Genomic DNA, 21,189 nt, shown 5'->3' on the forward strand with positions numbered 1-21,189 from the left:
CCCAGCCGTCGATGCGAAAGTTCTAGTGTGCTTGCCATTCTCGCTCCCGGGCAGGGCTCGCAGAAGCCCGGGTTCCTCTCGCCGTGGATCCAATCAGACCCCGCCATGGAACGCCGACTCCGCGCGTGGTCGGAGTCGATCGACCTCGACCTCGTCCACCTCGGCACCGAGGCGGGCCAGGACGAGATCACCGACACCGCCAACACCCAGCCGCTGCTCGTGGCCGCCGGGCTGCTGGCCGCCGAACACCTCCCCGTCGACGCCGCCTCCGCGGTCGCCGGCCACTCGGTCGGCGAGCTCACCGCGCTCGCCCTCGCCGGAGTCCTGACCCCCGAGGCCGCCGTCGGCCTGGCCGCCGTGCGCGGCCGCGCGATGGCCGACGCGTGCCGCCTCGAGCCGACCACCATGGCCGCCGTCCTCGGCGGCGTCGAGGACGAGGTCCTCGCCGCGATCGAGGCCGCCGGGGCCTGGCCCGCCAACCGCAACGGCGCCGGCCAGATCGTCGCCGCCGGACCGGTCGCCGCCATCGAGAAGCTCGCCGCGAACCCGCCGGTCAAGGCGCGGATCATCCCGCTCAAGGTCGCCGGCGCCTTCCACACCCCGCACATGGCGCCCGCGCTGGAGACCCTGGAGGCCGCCGCCGCGTCGATCGAGGTCGCCGACCCGGTCCGCACCCTCCTGTCGAACAGGGACGGGAAGCCGGTGGCCAGCGGCGCCGTCGCCTTGCAGCAGGTTGTGGCTCAGGTCACCTCACCGGTTCGATGGGACGCCTGCATGAGTACGCTTGGAGAACTGGGCGTCACCGCGGTCATGGAACTGCCTCCTGCGGGGACCCTCACCGGGCTGGCCAAGCGGGCGCTCAAGGACGTGCAACGACTCAACGTGAACACGCCCGACGACCTCGCCTCCGCCGCCGAGCTCGGCACGCAGGCCGGAAAGAACGAAGGAGTCGAGTGAGCGTCAACGGATCGCGCGTCGTCAGCGTCGGCCACTACCAGCCCGAGAAGGTCCTCACCAACGACGACCTCGCCAAGATCGTCGACACCAACGACGAGTGGATCGTCTCGCGCGTCGGCATCAAGGAGCGCCGCATCGCCGCCGACGACGAGAAGGTCGCCGACATGGCGATCCACGCCGCCAGGCAGGCCCTCGCGAACTCCGGCTACGGCCCCGGCGACATCGACATGGTCATCGTCGCCACCGTCTCGGCCAAGGACGTGTGCCCCAACACCGCCTGCCGCGTCGCCGAGGCGCTCGAGATCGACACCCCGGCCGCCATGGACGTCAACACCGCCTGCTCCGGCTTCGAGTACGCGGTCGCCCAGGCCGACATGGCCATCCGCACCGGCAGCGCCAAGCGCGCCATCGTGATCGGCGCCGAGAAGCTCACCGCCGTGACCGACTGGGAGGACCGCACCTCCTGCGTCCTGTTCGGCGACGGCGCGGGCGCGGTCGTCATCGAGGGCACCGACGACGCGGCGCTGGCCATCAGCCCGGTCGTGTGGGGCTCGGAGCCCTCCATGGCCGACGTCATCCGCATCGAGGAGGACGTCCCCTACATCAAGCAGGCCGGACAGACCGTCTTCCGCTGGGCGACCACCCAGCTGGCCCCGCTCATCGAGAAGGTCGCCGACAAGGCCGACGTCAAGATCTCGGAACTGGCGGCATTCGTGCCGCACCAGGCGAACCTGCGGATCATCCAGGGCATCGCCAAGCGCCTCGATTTCAGCGACGAGTGCATCGTCGCCGAGGACATCGTGTACTCCGGCAACACCTCGGCGGCATCGGTGCCGCTGGCGCTGTCGAAGTTGGTACAAAGTGGCAAGGTGGCCTCCGGCGCCCCGATCCTCCTGTTCGGATTCGGCGGCGGGCTCACCTACGCCGGGCAGGTCATCCGCTGCCCGTAACTATCGAGAGGAAATATCTCATGGCTCTGTCTCGTGACGAGATCCGCGAAGGCCTGTCCGACATTCTCGAAGAGGTCGCGGGCGTCAACCCCGACGACGTCGCCGACGGCAAGTCCTTCACCGACGACCTTGACGTCGACTCGCTCGCCATGGTCGAGGTCGTCGTCGCAGCCGAAGAGAAGTTCGGCGTGAAGATCCCCGATGACGAGGTCGCCAACCTGAAGACCGTCGGCGACGCCGTCTCCTACATCGAAAAGGGCTAAATGTGACTGAGGTAGTCGTGACCGGGCTCGGCGCGACCACACCCCTCGGCGGGGACGTGGCGTCGACCTGGGAAGCACTCGTGGCCGGACGGTCGGGGGTTCACCTGCTCGAGCAAGAGTGGGCGCGGGAACTCCCCTGCCGTATCGCCGCCGAGCTGGCGGTGGAGCCCTCCGAGGTGTTGCCTCGGGTCCGGCTGCGCCGCCTCGACCGCTCCGAGCAGATCGCGCTGGTCGCGGCTCAGCAGGCGTGGGACGACGCGGGGCTGAACGACGACCTCGAGAAGGAGCGCCTCGGCGTGGTCTTCGGCTCCGGGATCGGCGGGGCGCTGACACTCCTCGCCCAGGACGACATCCTGGAGGAGAGCGGCCCGCGCAAGGTCTCCCCGTTCACCGTGCCCATGCTCATGCCCAACGGACCCGCGGCCGTGGTCGGCCTGGAGTTCCACGCCAAGGCAGGCGTGCACGCCCCCACCAGCGCGTGCGCCACCTCCGCGGAGGCGATCTCCTGGGCGGCCGACATGATCCGCGTCGGCCGCGCCGACGTGGTCATCGCCGGCGGTGCCGAAGCGGTCATCGGCGGCCTGCCGATGGCCGGTTTCTCCTCGATGAAGGCCATGTCCACCCGCAATGACGATCCGGCGCACGCCTCCCGGCCCTGGGACCGCGACCGCGACGGCTTCGTCATGGGCGAGGGCGCCGGCGCGCTGGTCCTGGAGCGCCGCGACCACGCCGAAGCGCGCGGGGCGAAGATCTACGCGGTCGTGGCGGGATCCGGCCTGACCTCCGACGGCTACGACATCGTCCAGCCCGACCCGGAGTGCAACGGCGGCGGCAGGGCGATGGCGGCGGCGATCAAGCAGGCCGGCATCGACCCGAAGGAGATCGGGCACGTCAACGCCCACGCGACCTCCACGCCGGTCGGCGACATGGCCGAGGTCAAGGGCATCAAGCGCGAGGTCGGCGACCACGTGGTGCTCACCGCGACCAAGTCCATGACCGGGCACCTGCTCGGCGGGGCGGGTGCGGTCGAGTCGATCGCGGCGATCCTGGCGATCGTCGAAGGGGTCATCCCTCCGACGATCAACCTGGAGAACCCCGACCCGGCCCTGGACCTGGACGTGGCGGCGAACGAGGCCCGCAAGGTCGAGCTGAACGCCGCGCTCAACACGGCCTTCGGCTTCGGCGGCCACAACGCGGCGCTCTTGTTCACGAAGGCGTAGCCTGAGCGGCCAGGAAGCGCAGCACGAAGGCGTAGCCGGTCGAACAAAACGGCATTGAAGACGTTCGAAGGGCCCCACCGCGATGCGGTGGGGCCCTTCGACGTTCTCATCGCGGACGTTGCTACCAAGGTATGACGTCGCCCGAACGGGGTCCTTCCCCGGGATGAGCCGGGACGGTACCGCAGACGGGAGCTTCCGACGGGGGCCAGCACTACCGTGTGAAGTGCGCATTTTCCTTAGACTGAGATCGGAAACCAGCGAACACCCGCCACGGCCACAAAGGAGCCCGTCGTGACCACCACCCCGCTCGCCACCACCGGACCACCGGGACCGCCCGCCTCGATCACCAAGACCGAACGCTCCCTCGCACCCGACATCGCGCGGGGCGGCATGCTGCTCTTCATCGCCCTCGCCAACGTCCCCATCCACCTGTGGGGCATGAGCCTCGACAAGTACAACCACAACACCGGCCAGTCGGGTGCCGACCACATCGCGTACTTCGTCGAACAGCTCCTCATCGCCGACCGGTCCCGCCCGATGTTCGCGATCCTCTACGGCTTCGGCATCGCCGTCATGGCCTCGCGCATGTTCGCGCGCGGCATGGAGGCCAAGGGCGTCCGCAAGATCCTGCGCCGCCGCTCCTGGTGGCTCATCGCCTTCGGCTTCCTGCACGCGACGCTGCTGTTCTTCGGCGACATCCTCGCCCCCTACGGCGCCATGGGCCTCATCGCCCTGTTCTTCGTCAACCTCTCGGACTCCGCGCTCAAGAAGTGGCTGTGGGGCTCGGTCGCCTATGTGGTGGTGATCGGCACCCCGATGATGGCGTACTTCTACACCGCCTCCGCCGAACCGCCGACCTCCGAGGACATCTCGCCGTACCTCGGCCAGCTGATCATGGGCGCCATCGCCTCACCCGTCGCCATGCTCGCCCTCGTGTTCACCGGAACGTTCTTCCCGCTCATCATCGCGGGCATGATGCTCCAGCGCTCAGGCCTGCTCAACCACCCCGAGCAGCACCTGCCGCGGCTGAAGACCCTCTTCCTGTCCGGCATGGCCGTGAACGTCCTCAGCTCACTGCCCGTGGCGCTCATCGCGCTCGGCGCCTGGGAACCCTCGCGCGGTCTCTGGGTCGGCGCGGTCTACCTGACGCTCCTCGGCGGCATGTACGCCGGCCTCGGCTACATCTGCGGGTTCGCGCTCCTGGCCCACAAGCTCCGGAACTTCGGCCGCCGCGGCATCCCCGGCGCCCTGGCCGCGGTCGGCGAACGCTCGCTGACTTCCTACCTGCTCCAGTCGATCATCATGGCCCCGCTGCTCACCATGTGGGGCTTCGGCCTCGGCGAGGACCTGGGCTACCTGGGCGCGTTCGGCTACGCGTTCGCGACCTGGCTGGCCACCGTCGCCATCGCGGTCATGCTCGACAAGGCCGGGAAGCGCGGGCCGTTCGAGGTCCTGCTGCGCCGGCTCACCTACGGCCGCCGCAAGGCGTGAGGAACCGGACGCCCCCGTGTCGGATGCCCGACGCGGGGGCGCTCCCGTGTTCGGCCGCGTGGCAGAATACGCGCGTGCAAGTGAGTCAGACTCCGTTCAGACTGCTGCGGGCCGCCGTGTTCGCCGCCGTCTCGGTGTCCGCCTCACTCCTGCTCCACCTCTGGAGCGGCGGCCACGCCCCCGGCCCGCTCCAGCTCTCGGGCGCGTTCGCGCTCGTCCTCGCCGCCGCCTATGCGATCGGCGGCCGCCAGCGCGGCTTCCTGCTGCTCGCACCGCTGTGCCTGGCGGCGCAGTGGGGGCTGCACGAGTGCTTCGAGCTGGGTGCGGTCGCGGCACCGTCGCACGCGCACGGCGCCGGGCTGTCGATGTGGCTGGTCCACCTCGCGGCGGCGCTCGCGCAGGCGTCGTGGCTGGCGCGCGGCGAGTCGGCGCTCGCGGCGATGCTGGAGCTGCTGACGCTGTTCTTCGCGCGCGCGGTGCGCGTGCTGGGCCTGGGTGCACCGGTCGCGGTGCGGCCGCTGCGCGTCGCGTTCCGGTCCGCGGTGCCGCGACTTCGCCCGGCGGAGCGCTCCGCCGTCTCGCGCCGCGGCCCACCGCGGTTCGCTTTCTGATTCATCTTGTCCCCCAGCGCCTTCGGCGCTACCCCCTGCCCTGAGCGCGGAGCCTGCGGCGCGCAAGCGCCCGCACGGCCGTCCTCCGGGCTGCTCAGAAAGCGAAGCATGTCTGCACAACCGAAGATTCCCGCTGCCCTGCGGCAGCTCCTGCTCCGGCTGCATTTCTACGCCGGGATACTCATCGCGCCGTTCCTGCTGGTCTCGGCGGTGACCGGGCTGGCGTACGCGCTGTCCTACCCGGTCGAGGACGTCATCTACGAGGATCTGACGACGGTCGCCGTCGGCGACGAGCGGTTGGGCCTGGCCGCGCAGGTCGGCGCGGTGACCGAGGCGCATCCGGACTGGCCGGTGACCGCGGTGCGGCCGGCGGCGGACGCCGACGACGCGACGGCGGTCCTGGTGGATGACGGCGTCGTCCGCGAATCGGGCGCGGTCGCGGTGGTCTACGTCGACCCCTACACCGGGGAGGTGCTCGGGGAGTCGACCTCGTACGGGTCCTCGCAGGCCGGTCCGGTGCGCGAGTGGTTCTCGACGCTGCACCGGAACCTGCACTTGGGCGAGCCGGGCCGCCTGTACTCCGAACTCGCGGCCAGCTGGCTGTGGGTGGTGGCGGCCGGCGGCCTGGTCCTGTGGATGAGCAGGCGGCGCAGTGCCGGCGGCCTGGCGTGGCCGCGGCCCCGCGGCGCTTCGGGCCGGGCCCGGACGCTGGCGTGGCACGGCCCCGTGGGGCTGTGGCTGGCCGCCGTCCTGCTGTTCCTGTCGGTGACGGGCGTGACGTGGTCGCGGTACGCGGGCGAGCACGTCGCGGACCTTCGGTCGGCGCTGTCGTGGACGACGCCGGCGCTGGAGGCCGACGCGGGTGCGGCGGCGGGCGACCATGCGGCGCACCACGGTTCGGGTTCGGAAGGAGCGTCGGTGTTCGCGGTGACGCTGCTCGACAGCGTCCATCAGGCGGCGCTGGACGCGGACATGAAGGGCCCGCTGCAGATCACGCTGCCGACCGGTGAAGGCACGCGGTACCTGGTGGCCGAGACGCAGCGGTCGCTGCCGTTGGAGCAGGACCAGTTGGTCGTGGACACAGCCTCGGGGGCGCCGCAGGTGGTCGAGGAGCTGCGGTTCGCGGACTGGCCGTTCATGGCGCAGGCGACGAACGTGCTCATCGCCGGTCACATGGGCCTGCTGTTCGGCCTGGCGAACCAGCTGATCCTGGCGGCGGCGATGCTGGCGCTGGTCGCGATGATCGTGTGGGGCTACCGGATGTGGTGGCAGCGCCGGCCGCAGCGCGCGGCACGGGGACGGCGCGCCGTGGTGGGCCGCCCGTATCCGCGCGGGTCGCTGCGGCGGCTGCCGTGGCCGCTCATCGCGGTGGTCGTCGCGGTCGCCGCGGGCGTCGGGTGGTTCTTCCCGCTGCTGGGCATCTCGTTGGCGGCGTTCGTGGTCGCGGATGCGCTGGTCGGGTTGCGGCAGCGGCGGCGCAGGCCGCCGGGCGGGGAGTCCGGCGAGCGAGTCGAGGGTGCGGTGTCGCGGCGGACGGCGCTGGCGACGGCGACGGTCTCGGCGGCCGTGGGCGCGGGCGTCGGCGTGGCGATCGCGTCCCGGGCGCGCGAGGAGGGCGGTGCGGCCGGGGACGAGGGTTCCGGGGTCGAGCCGTTCCACGGCGAGCGGCAGTCCGGGATCGAGACGCCCGCGCAGGGCCATGCGCTGTTCGCGGCGTTCGACCTGGCGGCCCAGGACTTCGCGAGCGGGCAGCCGCTGGACGCCGCGGGTGCGGCGGCGAATCTGGAAGCGCTGCTTGCGGACTGGTCGGCCGTGAGCGCGGCGCTGGCGGCCGGTGAAGTGCCGCCGAAGGCCGCGGTCGACGGCGCGGACCAGTTCGACGCCGAGGCGGTCGCGTCCGGTTTGCATCCGGCGCGGCTCACGGTGACGTTCGGGATCGGCCCGGCGGTGTTCGCCAAGACCGGGCTGGAGGCGGTGCGGCCGTCGAAGCTCGCGGAGCTGCCGGAGTTCGACGGGGACCGGTTGAACCCGGCCTGGTCGGGCGGCGACCTGCTGCTCCAGATCTGCGGCGACGACCAGCAGGTGGTCAGCGGCGCGTTCCTGGAGCTGCGCAAGCGGGCGGTCGGCCTGGGGGTGCTGCTGTGGATGCAGCAGGGCTTCTCGTCGGCCCCCGAGGGCGGGACGCCGCGGAACCTCATGGGCTTCAAGGACGGCAGTGCGAATCCGGAGGCCGGGTCCGAGGAGTTCGACGCGCGCGTGTGGGCCGTGGACGCGGAGCCGTCCTGGTTCGAGGGCGGCACGTACCTGGTGTTCCGCAAGATCCGGATGCGCCTGCCCGACTGGTCGATGCTCACCGCGCAGGACCAGAACCTCACGTTCGGGCGGGAGCGGGACTCCGGTGTGCCGTTGAGCGGCGGCGGCGAGTTCGACCACCCCGACTTCGAGGCGGTGGACGACTCGGGCCTGCCCGCGGTCCCGGCGGACTCGCACATCGCGGTCGTGCACGACGCGGCGATGGTCCGGCGCGGCTACAACTACGACTACGGGTTCCTGACGCAGGCCGAGGTCAGTTCGGACGCGGCGGCCGACGGGCACGTGGACGGCCACATGCACGCCGAGCACCCGTACGACGCGGGGCTGCTGTTCGTGTCGTTCCAGGCCGACCCGCAGGTGTTCATCGACGCGCAGGAGAAGATGGCGGCCTCGGACCGGCTCTCGGAGTTCATCACGGCCGAGGGCAGCGCGGTGTTCGCGCTGCCGCCGGGCGCGGCCGAGGGCGGCTTCGTGGGCGAGGGCCTGTTCGAGTCCTGACTCGGCGGGGGCGGGGGCCGGTCGGCTCCCGCCCCTTCGCGTTCGCAGGCGCGGCGGAGCGGAGTCCGGGCCGCTGCTCAGGCGGCGGCGAGGTCGTGCTCGCCGGACGACGCCTCGACCGGGACGGGCGCGGTCCGAGGCGGGCGCACCCGGCCGGCGCCGGGCGGCGGGCCCTCGAGCTGGGCGTACCAGAGACAGAAGACCATGACCGCCCAGACCTTGCGGGAGTTGTCGGCCTCCCCGGCCCGGTGGGCGCGCAGGAGCGTGCGCGCGTACTGGAGGTCGAGCAGGTGCCCGCAGCCGGCGGCGGCCATGACATGGTCGGCCCACTCGAACATGGGCCCGGCCAGCCACTGCCGGTGCGGGGTGGGGAAGCCGAGCTTGGGTCGCTCGACGACCGACGGCGGCACGATGCCCGCGACGGCCCGGCGCAGCGCCGTCTTCGTCTGCGCGCCCCGCAGCCGGTGCCCGACCGGGACGCGGGAGGCGACCTCCCACACCGCCCGGTCCAGGAACGGCACCCGCAGTTCCAGGCTGTGCGCCATGGACATGCGGTCGGCCTTGACGAGGATGTCGCCCTTCATCCAGGTGCTCAGGTCCAGGTACTGCATGCGCGAGGTCGGGTCCAGGTGCGCCGACTCGTCCCAGAACGGGTCGGTGACCTCCCGGAACGACGCGACCTCGCGGTGGAGCAGGCGCCGCTTGTCCTCGCCGGTGAAGATCTTCGCGTTGCCGACGAACCGCTCCTGGAGCTCGGCCGTCCCCCGCTCGAGGAAGCTCTTGCCCTTGACGCCGTCCGGCAGGGCCGCGGACGCCTTGCGCAGCAGGCCCTTCGCCGAGCCGGGGAGGGCCTCGATGCGGCGCAGCGAATGCGGTTCGCGGTAGATCCGGTAGCCGCCGAACAGCTCGTCGGCGCCCTCGCCCCCGAGGGCGACCGTGACGTGCTCGGCCGCCCGCTTCGCGGTGAAGTACAGCGGCACGAGCGCCGGGTCGGCCACCGGGTCGTCGAGGTGCCACACGATCCGGGGCAGCTCGGCCATGACGTCCTCGACCGAGACCGGCGCGGCGATGTTGCGCACGCCCAGCGCCGCCGCCGAGGCCGCGGCCCCCTCCAGCTCGTCGTACAGGCCCGGATCGGTGAACTGCGCGGTGAACGTCAGCAGGCGGGGGTTGACCTCGCGGGCCAGCGCGACGATCGCCGTGGAGTCGACGCCGCTGGACAGGAGCGCCCCGACCGGCACGTCCGACCGCATGTGGACGCGCACCGAGTCGCGCAGGGCCGCGAGGATCTCCGCGGCGAGGCGGTCGGCGTCCTCGACGGGGCGGGGGCGGAACATCGGCTGGAAGTAGCGCTGCTGGCGGGGCTTGTCGCCGGGCCTGAAGAGCGCGAAGTGGCCCGCTTCGAGGCGGTGGACGTGCCGGTGGAGGGTCGCCGGTTCGGGCACGTACTGGAAGGTCGCGTAGTGGGCGGCCTGGTCGGGGTCGATCAGGTCGGGGTGGGCCAGGCCCGGGAGGGCCTTCTTCTCGCTGGCGAGCCAGGTGCCGCCGTCCCACTGCGTCCAGTAGAGGGGCTTGATCCCGAAAGGGTCGCGGGCGGCGAAGAGCAGGTCGGCGACGCGGTCGTGGACGACGAACGCGAACATGCCGCGCAGGCGGTGGACGACGTCGGGGCCCCAGTGCCGGAAGGCGGCGAGCAGGACCTCGGTGTCGCCCTCGGTCGCGAAGACCTCGCCGTGGACGCGGACGAGCTCCTCGCGCAGCTCCAGGTAGTTGTAGATCTCGCCGTTGAAGACGATCGCGTAGCGCTCGGGGTCGGTGTCGTCGCCGCGGCGCATCGGCTGGTGGGAGCCGTCGGGGTCGAGGACGGCGAGTCGCTTGAAGCCCATGAGGACCCGCTCGCCCGAGGCGTGGACGGCGGTCTCGTCGGGGCCGCGGTGGGCCAGGAGCTCCAGGGCCGCGGCGAACCGCTCGGGGTCGGACTCGGCGCTCACTCCGGCGCGAACGGTGAAGCCGCACATGGTGCCTCCAGCGGGGCGGAATTCGGGTGGGACTCCAGATTCGTCCGGTCGGGCGGTCGAAACCTCCGGCGAAGTGCGGGAACCGGCCCGGTGAAGGTCCCTCTCCCATGGGGACCGTCGGACTCCCCCGGCTGCAACCGAAGGTCCCGAGTCGAGCGTCCTAGGACGGGGGCGCTCCCCCGCCGGACGGATGCCCGGGCACCGGACCTTCGTCAGGTGGCGGTGCCGATGCATGATGAGCGCTCATATAACGAATAGGCCACAGGGAGGTCCACGTGATCCGAGTGCTGATCGTCGACGACGAGGCCCTGATCCGCTCGGGATTCACCCACATCCTGAGCGCCGCCGAGGACATCGAGGTCGTGGACGCCGTCTCGGGGGCCGACGCGATGGACCGCGTCATGAACCTGCGGCCCGACGTCGTGCTCCTGGACATCCGGATGCCCGACGTCGACGGCCTGACCGTCCTCAAGCGGCTCCAGAACCTCTCGCACCCGCCGGTCACGGCGGCGCTGACCACGTTCGACACCGACGAGTACGTCCACGCCGCGCTCCGGTTGGGCGCGGCGGGCTTCCTGCTCAAGGACACCGAGCCCGAGCACCTGGTCTACCAGGTGCGGGCCCTGGTCACCGAGGGCGCGGTGCTGTCGGCGAAGGTCACGCAGGCCGTGGTCGCCGGGTACCTGGAGCGGGCCGCCGAGACCGCGCCGAACCCGCGGATCGAGCGGCTCACCGACCGGGAGCGGGAGATCCTGCTGCTCCTGGCGGAGGGGAAGTCGAACGGGGAGATCTCGGCCGAGCTGTTCCTGGGCCTGGGTACGGTCAAGGACCATGTCAGCTCGATCCTCACCAAGCTGCAGGTGTCGAACCGGGTGCAGGCTGCGCTGGCGGCGCATGACGCGGGGCTGCTCAGGAAGGACGGCGCATGAGGCGCCCCGCCCTGCCCGAGAAGATCCCGCAGTGGGCCTGGGACGCGGGGACGCTGCTCGTCGCGGTCGTCCACCTGGCGTTCGTGATCGACCTGGGCAACCAGCCGGTCGCGTCGTTCGCGATCGTGGGCGTGGCGGCGCTGGTGTTTCGCAGGCGGTGGCCGTTCCTGGTGTTCCTGGTGACGCTGCCGGCGGCGTTCATGGTGTTCGAGAAGGTCGCGTCGATGATCGCGCTGTACACGATCACGCGCCAGTCGCGGCGCCTGTGGATCCCGCTGGCGGCGACGGCGATGCTGGCGGTCTGCTTCGTCCTGCAGGGGACGTTCGTCTACCACTTGTTCCTGGGGCCGTGGCGGTCCCCGTTCGCCGAGGCCCTGGAGGTGCTGCCGCTGCAGATGTACCCGTACGACTCCTTCCTGCGGACGGTGCTCTACTTCACGGCGATGGCGACGGTCCCGGCGATCCTCGGCTACAGCCAGCGGGCCCGGCAGGGGATGGCCGACCGGCTCGCGGAGATCGTGGAGGCCCGCGAGCACGAGCAGCTGCTGCTCACCCAGCAGGCCCTGTCGGCCGAGCGCGCGCAGCTGGCGCGGGAGATGCACGACGTGGTCTCGCATCAGGTCAGCCTCATCGCGGTGCAGGCCGGGGCGCTCCAGGTCAAGTCGAAGGACGCCGAGGGCCGGACGATCGCCTCGACCATCAGGCGACTCTCGGTGAACACGTTGGACGAGTTGCGGCACATGGTGCAGGTGCTCCAGGCCTCGGGCATCCGCCCGACCGAGCTGACCCCGCAGCCGACGCTGGAGCAGTTGGACGCGCTCGTGTCGTGCAGCGGCATCGAGGCGCGGCTGCACGTGGAGCGGATCGTCGGGCTCGACCCGGCGGGCCAGAGGGCCGTCTACCGGACGGTGCAGGAGGCGCTCACCAACGCGCGCAAGCACGCCCCGGGCGCTTCGGTCACCGTCACGGTGGCGAATCGGGGCGAGGGGACGGAGGTCGGGGTCGCGAACACGCCCGGTTCGCGGCCGGTGCTGGAGCTGCCGGGCTCGCGGCACGGGCTGCTGGGCCTGCGCCAGCGGGCGGAGCTGCTCGGCGGATGGTTCGAGGCCGGTCCGTCGCCGGACGGCGGCTGGCTGGTGCGGATGTGGGTGCCGCGGATCTCCGCGGGGCGGTGAGCTAGGCCCAGGTGCGTCCGGTGAGCAGTTCGTAGGCCTCGATGTAGCGGGCGCGGGTGGCGGCGACGACCGGCTCGGGGATCTGGGGGGCCTCGCGGTCGTCGGGGCGCCAGCCGGTGGACTTGGCCCAGTCGCGCACGTACTGCTTGTCGAAGGACGGCTGGGTCTGGCCGGGCTTCCAGCCCTCGGCGTCCCAGAAGCGCGAGGAGTCCGAGGTGAGGACTTCGTCGGCGAGGCGGAGCACGCCGTCCGCGTCGATGCCGAACTCGAGCTTGGTGTCGGCGATGATGATGCCGCGTTCGAGCGCGATCTCGGCGCCGCGGCGGTAGACGGCCATGGTGAGGTCGCGGACCTGCTCGGCGAGGTCGCGGCCGATGGTTTCTGTCACTTGACCGAAGTCGATGGGCTCGTCGTGGTCGCCGACGGCGGCCTTCGTGGTCGGGGTGAAGATCGGCTCGGGCAGGCGCGAGCCGTCGACCAGGCCCTCGGGGAGGCCGATGCCGCACACGGCGCCGGTCTTCCGGTAGTCGGCGAGGCCGGAGCCGGTGAGGTAGCCGCGGACGACGGCCTCGACCGGGACCATCTCGAGGCGGCGGACGCGCACGGCGCGGCCGGCGAACTCAACCGGGACGTCCTCGGCGGAGACGACGTGGTTGGGGACGAGGTCGGCCAGCTTGTCGAACCACCACAGGCTGAGCGCGGTGAGCAGGGCGCCCTTGCCGGGGATCTCGGTGGGCAGCACGACGTCGAAGACGCTGACGCGGTTGGAGGCGACGAGCACCAGGTCGTCCCCGTCGGCGTAGACGTCGCGGACCTTGCCCTGGTGAATGAGTTCCACTGCTGCTCCCCTGCTCGTGCGCTGCGCCCATTAGAGCAGCGGGAGCGTCATCCTACGTTTGATCGGCGGCGCGGCTGTGCCGAGCGACACCTGCCGCCGGGCACGCTCGCGGCGTAGGCTGGGCCGGTGACTTCCGTACAGCCTGAAGGACGCCGGATGCTGCGCCTCGAAGTGCGCAACGCCCAGACCCCGATCGAGAAGAAACCCTCCTGGATCAAGGTCAAAGCCAAGACCGGCCCCGAGTACACCGAACTGCGGAGCCTGGTCAAGAGCGAGGGCCTGCACACGGTCTGCCAAGAAGCCGGGTGTCCCAACATCTACGAATGCTGGGAGGACCGCGAGGCGACGTTCCTCATCGGCGGCTCCCAGTGCACGCGACGGTGCGACTTCTGCCAGATCGACACCGGCAAGCCGTCCCCGCTCGACCGGGACGAGCCGCGCCGCGTGGCCGAGTCGGTCCAGACGATGGGCCTGAAGTACGCCACGATCACCGGCGTCGCCCGCGACGACCTCGACGACGGCGGGGCCTGGCTCTACGCCGAGACCGTCCGCCAGATCCACGAGACCGTCCCCGGCTGCGGCGTCGAGCTGCTCATCCCGGACTTCAACGCCGAGCCCGAGGCCCTCAAAGAGGTGTTCTCCTCCCGCCCCGAGGTGCTCGCGCACAACGTCGAGACGGTGCCGCGCATCTTCAAGCGCATCCGGCCCGCGTTCACGTACGAGCGCTCGCTGTCGGTCATCACCTCCGCCCGCGAGGACGGCCTGGTCACCAAGTCGAACCTGATCCTCGGCATGGGCGAGACCCGCGAGGAGATCTCCCAGGCCCTGAAGGACCTGCACGCGGCCGGGTGCGAGCTCATCACCATCACCCAGTACCTGCGCCCGACCAAGCGCCACCACCCGGTGGACCGGTGGGTCAAGCCCGAGGAGTTCGTGGAGCTGTCGGCCGAGGCCGAGGAGATCGGCTTCGCCGGGGTCATGAGCGGACCGCTCGTGCGCTCCTCGTACCGCGCCGGGCGCCTGTACCGCCAGGCGGTCGAAGCGCGGGCCGCGGCCGGCCTCGGGGAGTTCGCGAGCCGTCGTTAGCCCCGTCCTCGGCGGCGCGGAACGCACACTAGAATTGAGCTCATGGCAAAGCAGCAGGAGAAAGAGACGTTCGGGTCACGCTTGAAGACCATCGGCATGGCCATCAAGTTCACGAACCAGCGGGACAAGCTGTTCCTGCCTCTCGAGGCCGCCGCCATCCTGCTGCCGTTCGTGATCGTGACCGCGTTGGTGATCTTCGCCCGGTTCTCGCTGCTGTGGTACGTGAGCGCCGTGTTCGTGGCCCTGCTGGCCGGGTTGATCGTGCTCAACATGCGGACCAGCAAGGTGGTGAACCAGGAGGCCGTCGGCAAGCCGGGTGCGGCGTACGCGCTCATCGACGGCATCCGCGGCTGGCAGGTCACGCCGGGCGTGGCGGCCGTGTCGGAGACGCAGATGGTCCACCGCGCGGTCGGCAAGGCCGGCGTGGTGCTCCTGGGCGAGGGCGGCGGGCCCAAGGTCCGCAAGCTCCTCGGGCAGGAGAAGAAGCGGATCTCGCGGGTGGTCGGCTCGACCCCCGTGTACACGTTCCTGGTCGGCGAGGCCGAGAGCGACGACTTCTCGGTGACCGAGGTGCGCAAGCGCCTCATGAAGCTGCCGAAGAACATCGACTCGAAGGCCGCCAACCACATCGCCAAGCGCCTGGACGCGCTCGGGATCGGCATGGCCGTCCCGAAGGGCCCGATGCCGACGAGCGCGAACGCCGGCAAGGCCGCGCGCCGCGCCGCGCTCCGCGGCCGCTAGAACCAGACGACGACGAACGGCCCGGCGGGGGAAACCCCGCCGGGCCGTTCTCACGTCGATTCGGAGGATGTCGGTCAGAAGATGTCGCCGTTGTCGCGGCGGCGGCGCCAGCGCTCCTCCATGCGAGAGGTGAATCCGCCGGGCTTGGGGTGCTTCGACGAGCTCCCGGTGGTTCGCGTCGCCTTCCCGTCGACCGCCTTCAGCTTCACATTCGTGCTGCGGCGCTGCGCCCAGAGGCCCAGGATCAGACCGCCGAACATCAGCACGGCGCCGATCGGGGCGCCCCACTTCGCGGCATCGCCCCCGGCGATGACGGTGCCGATGACGGCGCCGATCCCGATGACCGTGACGATGCCGGCCAGGATCAGCCTGCGCCGGGTCACATGCGCCGGGTCATGGGCGCGCACAGCAGAGGCGAACTGCGGGTCTTCGGACAAGGACTGCTCGATCTGCTCGAACAGGCGTTGCTCGTGGTCGGAGAGCGGCACGACACTCCTCCTGCGTTAGGTCTACGAGGCCCCTGCCAGACGGCGGCCTCAGTACTTGCGTCCAAGTCTACGAGGCTTTCGCTCGAGGCGGAAGGCAGTTCGTCCTTGAATCAGTCCGTTCTGGCCCTGTCGACTCCACTGGCGGAAACTCCCGAGCGCCGACGCGCTCAATGATCGGAGTTACCCGATTCGCGGGTGTCTACACGCGAGTCCGGGCGCGCGAGTCGACCGGCCGAGCGCACCGCGCCCTTGCCGAACTTGGCGCTCGCCTGATCGATGGCGGTCTCGATGTCGCGCCACCCGTGCTCGGGCTCGCCGAGCGCGACCTGCCGGCCGACGGCCGCGGCCTCCACGAGGTGGTCGAGTCGCACGCCGATGAGCCGCACCGGGGCCGTCGCCGCCGTGTCCGCCAGATCCCTTGCTGCGGCGTAGATCTCATGTCCGACATCGGTCGGCGCGGTGAGCATCCTCGAACGCGTGATCGTGCGGAAGTCCCCGAACCTGATCTTGACGGTGACCCCGCGCCCGGCCCATCCCGCCGACCGGGCCCTCGAGGCGACCTTGCGCGACAGCTCCAGCAGCACCGGCCCCCACACCGCCCCGTCGGGTGCGTCGCGGTCGAAAGTGGTCTCGTTGCTGATCGACTTCTCGACCCGCTCGGGACGCACCGGCCGGGGGTCGATGTTGCGAGAAAGCGCGTACAGGTGCTCGGCGCTCGCGGTGCCCACCGAGGACGCGAGGCTGTCGACGTCGAGGCGGGCCAGATCCCCGACCGTGCGCATCCCCAGGCGGGTCAGTTTCTCGGCGGTCTTCTCGCCGATCCCCCACACCGCGCGGATCGGGAGGCGGTGGAGGAACTCCAGCTCGGTCGCGACGGGGACGACGCCGAGCCCGTCGGGCTTGGAGGCCTCGCTCGCGAGCTTAGCGAGGAACTTGGTCGAGGCGATGCCGACGGTGCAGGTGATGCCGTGCTCGGCGCGGACGCGAGCGCGGATCGCCGCCGCGATCTCGGTGGGCGAGCCGATGAGGCGGCGCGCGCCCGCGACGTCGAGGAACGCCTCGTCGACCGAGATCGGCTGGACGTGCGGGGTGAACTCCCGGAAGATCGCCATGACCGCCCGCGAGACCTCGCCGTAGGAGGTCGTGGGCGTCATGAAGACGCCGTGCGGGCAGCGGCGGCGCGCGACGGCGGTGGGCAGTGCCGAGTGGACGCCGTACTTGCGGGCCTCGTACGAGGCCGCCGCGACCACCCCGCGCGGGCCGAGCCCGGCCACGATCACCGCCTTGCCGCGCAGCGAGGGGTCCCGGGCGATCTCGACGGACGCGAAGAACGCGTCCATGTCGATGTGCATGATGTCGGTCCCCGAATCGGACAATTCCGGACCGATATACCGATCGAGCTCCCTGGCCACACCCGAAGCCTAGCGAGCGGGTCCGACAATCGGGCCCGCCGGCGGTAGGGCGAGCGCCGCCGGACTGGGATTCGGTCCCGGCTCCGGCTCCGGCTCCGGCTCCGGCTCCGGCTCCGGCTCCGGCTCCGGCCTGGATTGTCGGACCCGCCGGGCACCATGGAAATCGGGGGCCTTTCCCCGGCGGTCCCCGGGACCGTCGTGGTGCGCTCGAATCCCCGCCCTACCGGCGGTAGGACCAGAGCGGAATCGCCATCTCGGCGGCCGTCAGGCCACCGTGCTGGCCGATGAGCCGGGCCACGTGCGGCGGCTCGCCCTCGACCCCGACCACCGCGAACGTGTCCCTGCACACGACCAGCAGGTCCCCGATGCGCTCGCGGCTCGACTCGGTGACCTTCGGGCCGAACCAGCCCCGGTCGATCGCCTCGTCGCGGCCGATGAGCTCGGCCCGGCCGCCGACCGCCCCGGTCCACGCCTGCCGCACGTCCTCGATCGCGCCCGGCGCCGCGTACAGGTACCGCATCCGCCCGTCACCCGCGATCGCCTCGACCCCGTGCAGGAGATCGGGCCGCTGGTCCACGTGCAGGCGCTCGGTCACGTTCACCATGCCGTGGTCGGCGGTCAACAGCAGCGCCGCGTCCTTCGGCAGGCCCGACAGGATCCCGTCGATCGCCTCGGCGACCTCCGCGACCGCCTCCAGCCACTCCGGCGAGCCGATCCCGTGGAAGTGCCCGGCGGTGTCGACGTCGGGCAGGTACGCGTACACGAGGCTCCGGTCCCCGCGCGCCAGCGCCGCGACCGCGCCCTCGGCGACCTCTCGCGGGCTGATCGCCGGGAGCCAGTCGGCGCCCCGGTAGATCGCGCGGGTCAGTCCGGTGGCGCGGAAGACGCCGTTGGAGACGACCGTGCAGGCGACGCCGTCCGCAGAGGCCTGCTCGAACGCGGTGGGCTCGGGCTGCCAGGTCTCGGGGTCGGGGGCGCCGTCCCAGCGGATGTGGGTGACCAGGTCGCCGGTGTCGGGGACGCGGACGGTGAAGCCGATGATGCCGTGGACGCCCGGCGGCGTGCCGCACGCCAGGGAGGCCAGGCTGATCGGCGTCGAGGAGGGCACGGTGGCGGTGATGGGGGTGAGGGTGCCGATCTCGCCGTGGTGGATGGCGCCGACGGTGGCGCTGGCCTGCGCGGCCTGGCCCAGGAGGTGGTAGCCGAAGCCGTCGAGGAGGAGGACGGCGACGCGCCGGACGCCGTCGAGTTCGGCCCGGTGCAGCACGGCGCCGCCGTTGCGGGTCGGAACGCCTAGGGCTGCAAGGGCAGTGGGCATGACATCGGCGAGCGTGCCGGTGCCGTAGGCGGGCTGGAGCGCTGCCAGGTGCGGGCTCGAGGGCATGGCCCCGAGGCTAGCCGGTCCGGTGTCGTTTCGCCCACATCCGGTCAGACCTCAGGGATGTCCAGGCCCGAGCGGTAGGCGATGGCGACGAGGCCGGCGCGGTCGCGGGCGGCGAGCTTCGACAGGAGCTTGCCGACGTGGGTGCGCACCGTCGCGGGGCTGATGAACAGGCGCTCGCCGATGTCGTCGTTGGGCAGGCCCGTGGCGACCCAGCGGAGGATCTCCAGTTCGCGGTCGGTCAGGTCGGCGAGGTTCGGGTGCGGCCTGGCGCCGCCGGTGCCGCGTTCGGCGTACGCGCTGATGACCTTGCGCGTCACGTCGGGGCTCAGGAGCGAGTCGCCCGCAGCGGCGAGCCGCACGGCCCGCAGCAGGTCCTCGGGGGCGGCGTCCTTCATGACGAATCCCGCCGCACCGCTGGAGAGGGCGTCGAAGATGTACTCGTCGATCTCGAAGGTCGTGATCATGACGACGCGGGTGGCGGCGAGGTTCGCGTCGCGGCTGATGCGCCGCAGCACTTCGAGGCCGTCGATGCCGGGCATGCGGATGTCGAGCATGGCGACGTCGGGTTTGAGCCGCTGGACGAACTCCCAGGCCGCGGCGCCGTCCTCGGCCTCGGCGACCAGGCGGATGTCGTCCTCGTTCTTGAAGAGGTTGCGCAGGGCCATCCTGATGAGGCTCTGGTCGTCGGCGATGACGAGGTCGATCATGCGCGTTCCTTCTTGTAGCCGTAGGGAAGGTCGGCTTCGACGGCGAATCCGCCGCCGATCTTGGGGGCGGCGCTGAAGACCCCGCCCGCGGTGCGGACGCGTTCCATCATCCCGGTGATGCCCTGGCCGAGCCGGTCGGGGTCGACGGCCCCGCCGCGCCCGTCGTCCTCCACCGAGACGGTGAGACGCTCGGGGCCGCAGTCGATCCGGACGCGGGCGCCGGTCGCCTCGGCGTGGCGGATGACGTTCGTCAGGGACTCCTGGACGAGGCGGTAGGCCGTGGCGGCGATGTTGGCGGGGACCGCGTCGGGGTCGCCCGAGACGGTGCAGTCGACGGCGAGCCCGCCCTTGCGGACGCCATCTACAAGGGACGGTATGTCGGCGATGGCGCCGGTGGGGCGCAGTTCGAGCTGCTGCCCCTGGCGCAGCGGCGCGAGGGTGGCGCGCAGGTCCTGGAGGGCGCGGCCCGCGGCGTCGCGGATCGCCTGGAGGTTCTCGACGGCCTCGTCGGGAGTGCCGGGGTGCTTGCCGAGGACGTGCAGGGCGACGCCGGCGTTGAGGCTGACCACGGCGAGGCTGTGGCCGACCACGTCGTGGATCTCGCGGGCCATCTGGACGCGCTCGTCGGCGCGGTAGCGCTCGCGCTCGGCCTCGCGCTGGCGCATGCGGGAGTGGCGGGCCTCGCGGACGATGCGGCCGCCGGTGGCGGGGATGCCGAGCCAGAAGACGGTGACGCTCGCGTTGACCAGCAGGTCGGTGGGCCCGAACAGGGTCTGGACGGCGATGTGGAGGACGAACAGGGCCGCCAGGACGACCAGGACGGTCTTGAGGGGCCTGGCGAAGGCGTAGAAGAAGACCGCGACGGCCGGGAGCAGGAAGATCGGGCCCGCGGGCAGGTCGAGGCCGAGGTAGAGGTAGAGCGCGGCGGTCGTGCCGGCGAGGGCGACCTCGGGCCGGCGGCGGCGCACGGCCAGGAACGCGGCGGTGAGCCCGATGAGGGCGAACGCGAGCAGGCCGGGGTGGTGGTCGGGGTCGGCGCCGATGGTCGCGACGCAGGTGAGCACGCCGAGCAGGAGCGCGAGGCCGAGGTCGAAGGCGAGGGCCGGGAGCTTGGTGCGGGCGGCGGTTGGCGTGGTCACGGGTCCAGGCTACGGTCCGGCGCCGCAGGTCGGCGTCGACGCGGGGGCGTAATCGCGTCTACGCGTCTGGACGTAGGCGGGCCGGCGCGGCCGGTCAGCGCATGGGTTTGCGCGCGAGCAGGTGGATGCGGGTGGCCATGTCCCGGAAGGGGACGCGTGCGGCGGTGGCGAGTTCGAATTCGCGCAGGGCCTCGCCGGCGCCGGTGTCGGACTGGGCGGCGGAGGCGGGGATGAGGTCGCCGACCACGCCGACGCCGTGGACCTGCTCGGTGACCAGGCCCGAGCCGCCGACGAGGGCGGTCAGGGTGGCGGTCTCGAAGCGGCGCTTCATGGTGTCGCGGCCCTCGACGACCCCGTCGACGTGGACGAGGAGGTCCAGTGCGGTCCCGAACTGGCCCGAGAGGGCCTTGCCGAAGACGGCGGCGATGCGGTTGGCGACGAGGATGCTGACGGCGCCGCCGGGGGCGCAGACCTTCGCGAGGATGTCGAGGGCGGTGTCGGGGTAGTCGACCATTTCGAGCACGGAGTGGCACAGGACCAGGTCGGCGGTGCCGGGGTCGACGACGTCGAGGAGTTCGTCGAGGTCTGCCTGGTGGGCGACGACCCGGTCGGTGACGTCCGCGTCGGCCGCCCGCTGGCGCAGCGAGGCGAGGGCGTTGGCGCTGGGTTCGACCACGGTGACGTCGTGGCCGAGTTCGGCGAGGGGGACGGCGAACCCGCCGGAGCCGCCGCCGACGTCGAGGATGCGCAGGGTGGCGCCGGTGCCCGCGCCGAAGCGCTCGATCTCGGCCGACAGGACGGACCACACGACGGCGATTCGGGGGTGGCGAGTCGTTTCGGCGCTCTCTTTGGCGGCGCTCGCTCTGGGAAGGTCGACCATGCGCCACAGCCTAGCGCCGTTCGACGAAGCCGGTATGCAGGGCGAGGGGAACGGCGACGGGCGGGGGCGCGCCTAGTGGGCGGTGGTCG

The 21,189-nt window shown here is 71.6% G+C and carries 19 protein-coding genes; 11 read left to right on the forward strand and 8 right to left on the reverse strand.

Features of this window, described 5'->3' with window-relative positions; translation table 11 throughout:
* Positions 1 to 27: 27 nt before the first annotated feature.
* The 7 genes from BLQ63_RS04235 to BLQ63_RS27655 all read left to right on the forward strand — a co-directional run bounded on the left by BLQ63_RS04235 (position 28) and on the right by BLQ63_RS27655 (position 8,303).
* Positions 28 to 957: an ACP S-malonyltransferase gene (locus BLQ63_RS04235; RefSeq protein ID WP_091029023.1), complete on the forward strand. Its 930-nt coding sequence runs from the start codon at positions 28 to 30 to the stop codon at positions 955 to 957.
* On the forward strand, positions 954 to 1,907 hold the full coding sequence (locus BLQ63_RS04240) for a beta-ketoacyl-ACP synthase III (RefSeq protein WP_091029027.1): 954 nt from the start codon (positions 954 to 956) through the stop codon (positions 1,905 to 1,907). Before BLQ63_RS04235 ends, BLQ63_RS04240 begins: the two co-directional genes overlap by 4 nt.
* Before the next feature lie 26 nt (positions 1,908 to 1,933).
* Positions 1,934 to 2,170, forward strand: a complete 237-nt coding sequence (locus BLQ63_RS04245) for an acyl carrier protein (RefSeq protein ID WP_030159099.1) — start codon at positions 1,934 to 1,936, stop codon at positions 2,168 to 2,170.
* Positions 2,171 to 2,172: 2 nt separating this feature from the next.
* Positions 2,173 to 3,390 carry a beta-ketoacyl-ACP synthase II gene (fabF, locus tag BLQ63_RS04250; RefSeq protein ID WP_091029029.1) on the forward strand — a complete coding sequence of 406 codons (1,218 nt, stop codon included), beginning with the start codon at positions 2,173 to 2,175 and terminating at the stop codon, positions 3,388 to 3,390.
* A 291-nt stretch (positions 3,391 to 3,681) separates the two neighbouring features.
* A complete protein-coding gene (locus BLQ63_RS04255) occupies positions 3,682 to 4,881 on the forward strand; it encodes a DUF418 domain-containing protein (RefSeq protein ID WP_091029032.1) in 1,200 nt (399 codons plus the stop codon).
* Between the two features lie 80 nt (positions 4,882 to 4,961).
* Positions 4,962 to 5,492 carry an MFS transporter gene (locus tag BLQ63_RS04260; RefSeq protein WP_143014761.1) on the forward strand — a complete coding sequence of 177 codons (531 nt, stop codon included), beginning with the start codon at positions 4,962 to 4,964 and terminating at the stop codon, positions 5,490 to 5,492.
* 108 nt (positions 5,493 to 5,600) lie between these two features.
* The gene (locus tag BLQ63_RS27655; protein WP_143014762.1) at positions 5,601 to 8,303 is read left to right on the forward strand and encodes a Dyp-type peroxidase; all 2,703 of its coding nucleotides are present in this window, start codon (positions 5,601 to 5,603) and stop codon (positions 8,301 to 8,303) included.
* Between the two features lie 77 nt (positions 8,304 to 8,380).
* Here BLQ63_RS27655 and asnB read toward each other — a convergent pair whose 3' ends face one another.
* Complete coding sequence (asnB, locus tag BLQ63_RS04270; RefSeq protein ID WP_177154789.1) at positions 8,381 to 10,321, reverse strand: asparagine synthase (glutamine-hydrolyzing); 1,941 nt, start codon at positions 10,319 to 10,321, stop codon at positions 8,381 to 8,383.
* 275 nt (positions 10,322 to 10,596) lie between these two features.
* Here asnB and BLQ63_RS04275 point away from each other — a divergent pair, with 275 nt between their 5' ends.
* Positions 10,597 to 11,250, forward strand: coding sequence for a response regulator (locus tag BLQ63_RS04275; protein ID WP_091029041.1), 654 nt, complete (start codon positions 10,597 to 10,599; stop codon positions 11,248 to 11,250).
* On the forward strand, positions 11,247 to 12,425 hold the full coding sequence (locus BLQ63_RS04280; protein ID WP_091029043.1) for a sensor histidine kinase: 1,179 nt from the start codon (positions 11,247 to 11,249) through the stop codon (positions 12,423 to 12,425). The genes BLQ63_RS04275 and BLQ63_RS04280 overlap by 4 nt, the downstream gene beginning before the upstream one ends.
* Position 12,426: 1 nt before the next feature.
* Here BLQ63_RS04280 and BLQ63_RS04285 read toward each other — a convergent pair whose 3' ends face one another.
* Positions 12,427 to 13,263 (reverse strand): phosphoribosylaminoimidazolesuccinocarboxamide synthase, encoded by an 837-nt coding sequence (locus BLQ63_RS04285; RefSeq protein ID WP_091029046.1) that lies wholly within the window; start codon positions 13,261 to 13,263, stop codon positions 12,427 to 12,429.
* A 156-nt stretch (positions 13,264 to 13,419) separates the two neighbouring features.
* Here BLQ63_RS04285 and lipA point away from each other — a divergent pair, with 156 nt between their 5' ends.
* Both lipA and BLQ63_RS04295 read left to right on the forward strand, forming a co-directional pair.
* Complete coding sequence (gene lipA / locus BLQ63_RS04290; RefSeq protein ID WP_290427711.1) at positions 13,420 to 14,349, forward strand: lipoyl synthase; 930 nt, start codon at positions 13,420 to 13,422, stop codon at positions 14,347 to 14,349.
* Positions 14,350 to 14,391: 42 nt separating this feature from the next.
* Positions 14,392 to 15,090 carry a DUF4191 family protein gene (locus tag BLQ63_RS04295; protein WP_091029051.1) on the forward strand — a complete coding sequence of 233 codons (699 nt, stop codon included), beginning with the start codon at positions 14,392 to 14,394 and terminating at the stop codon, positions 15,088 to 15,090.
* A 74-nt stretch (positions 15,091 to 15,164) separates the two neighbouring features.
* Here BLQ63_RS04295 and BLQ63_RS04300 read toward each other — a convergent pair whose 3' ends face one another.
* The 6 genes from BLQ63_RS04300 to BLQ63_RS04325 form a co-directional block, all read right to left on the reverse strand.
* Positions 15,165 to 15,578: a DUF3040 domain-containing protein gene (locus BLQ63_RS04300; RefSeq protein WP_091029054.1), complete on the reverse strand. Its 414-nt coding sequence runs from the start codon at positions 15,576 to 15,578 to the stop codon at positions 15,165 to 15,167.
* A 167-nt stretch (positions 15,579 to 15,745) separates the two neighbouring features.
* Positions 15,746 to 16,930, reverse strand: coding sequence for a DNA polymerase IV (gene dinB / locus BLQ63_RS04305; protein WP_091030138.1), 1,185 nt, complete (start codon positions 16,928 to 16,930; stop codon positions 15,746 to 15,748).
* A 280-nt stretch (positions 16,931 to 17,210) separates the two neighbouring features.
* Positions 17,211 to 18,374: an alkaline phosphatase family protein gene (locus BLQ63_RS04310; protein ID WP_091029057.1), complete on the reverse strand. Its 1,164-nt coding sequence runs from the start codon at positions 18,372 to 18,374 to the stop codon at positions 17,211 to 17,213.
* 44 nt (positions 18,375 to 18,418) lie between these two features.
* The gene (locus BLQ63_RS04315; protein ID WP_091029059.1) at positions 18,419 to 19,081 is read right to left on the reverse strand and encodes a response regulator; all 663 of its coding nucleotides are present in this window, start codon (positions 19,079 to 19,081) and stop codon (positions 18,419 to 18,421) included.
* A complete protein-coding gene (locus BLQ63_RS04320) occupies positions 19,078 to 20,220 on the reverse strand; it encodes a sensor histidine kinase (RefSeq protein ID WP_091029061.1) in 1,143 nt (380 codons plus the stop codon). The genes BLQ63_RS04315 and BLQ63_RS04320 overlap by 4 nt, the downstream gene beginning before the upstream one ends.
* Positions 20,221 to 20,314: 94 nt before the next feature.
* Entirely contained in the window at positions 20,315 to 21,100 is a 786-nt protein-coding gene (locus BLQ63_RS04325; protein WP_091029064.1) for a methyltransferase domain-containing protein, read from the reverse strand.
* Positions 21,101 to 21,189: the final 89 nt, after the last annotated feature.

Origin of the sequence: Glycomyces harbinensis, assembly GCF_900101745.1 — a bacterium.
Lineage (GTDB): Bacteria > Actinomycetota > Actinomycetes > Mycobacteriales > Micromonosporaceae > Glycomyces > Glycomyces harbinensis.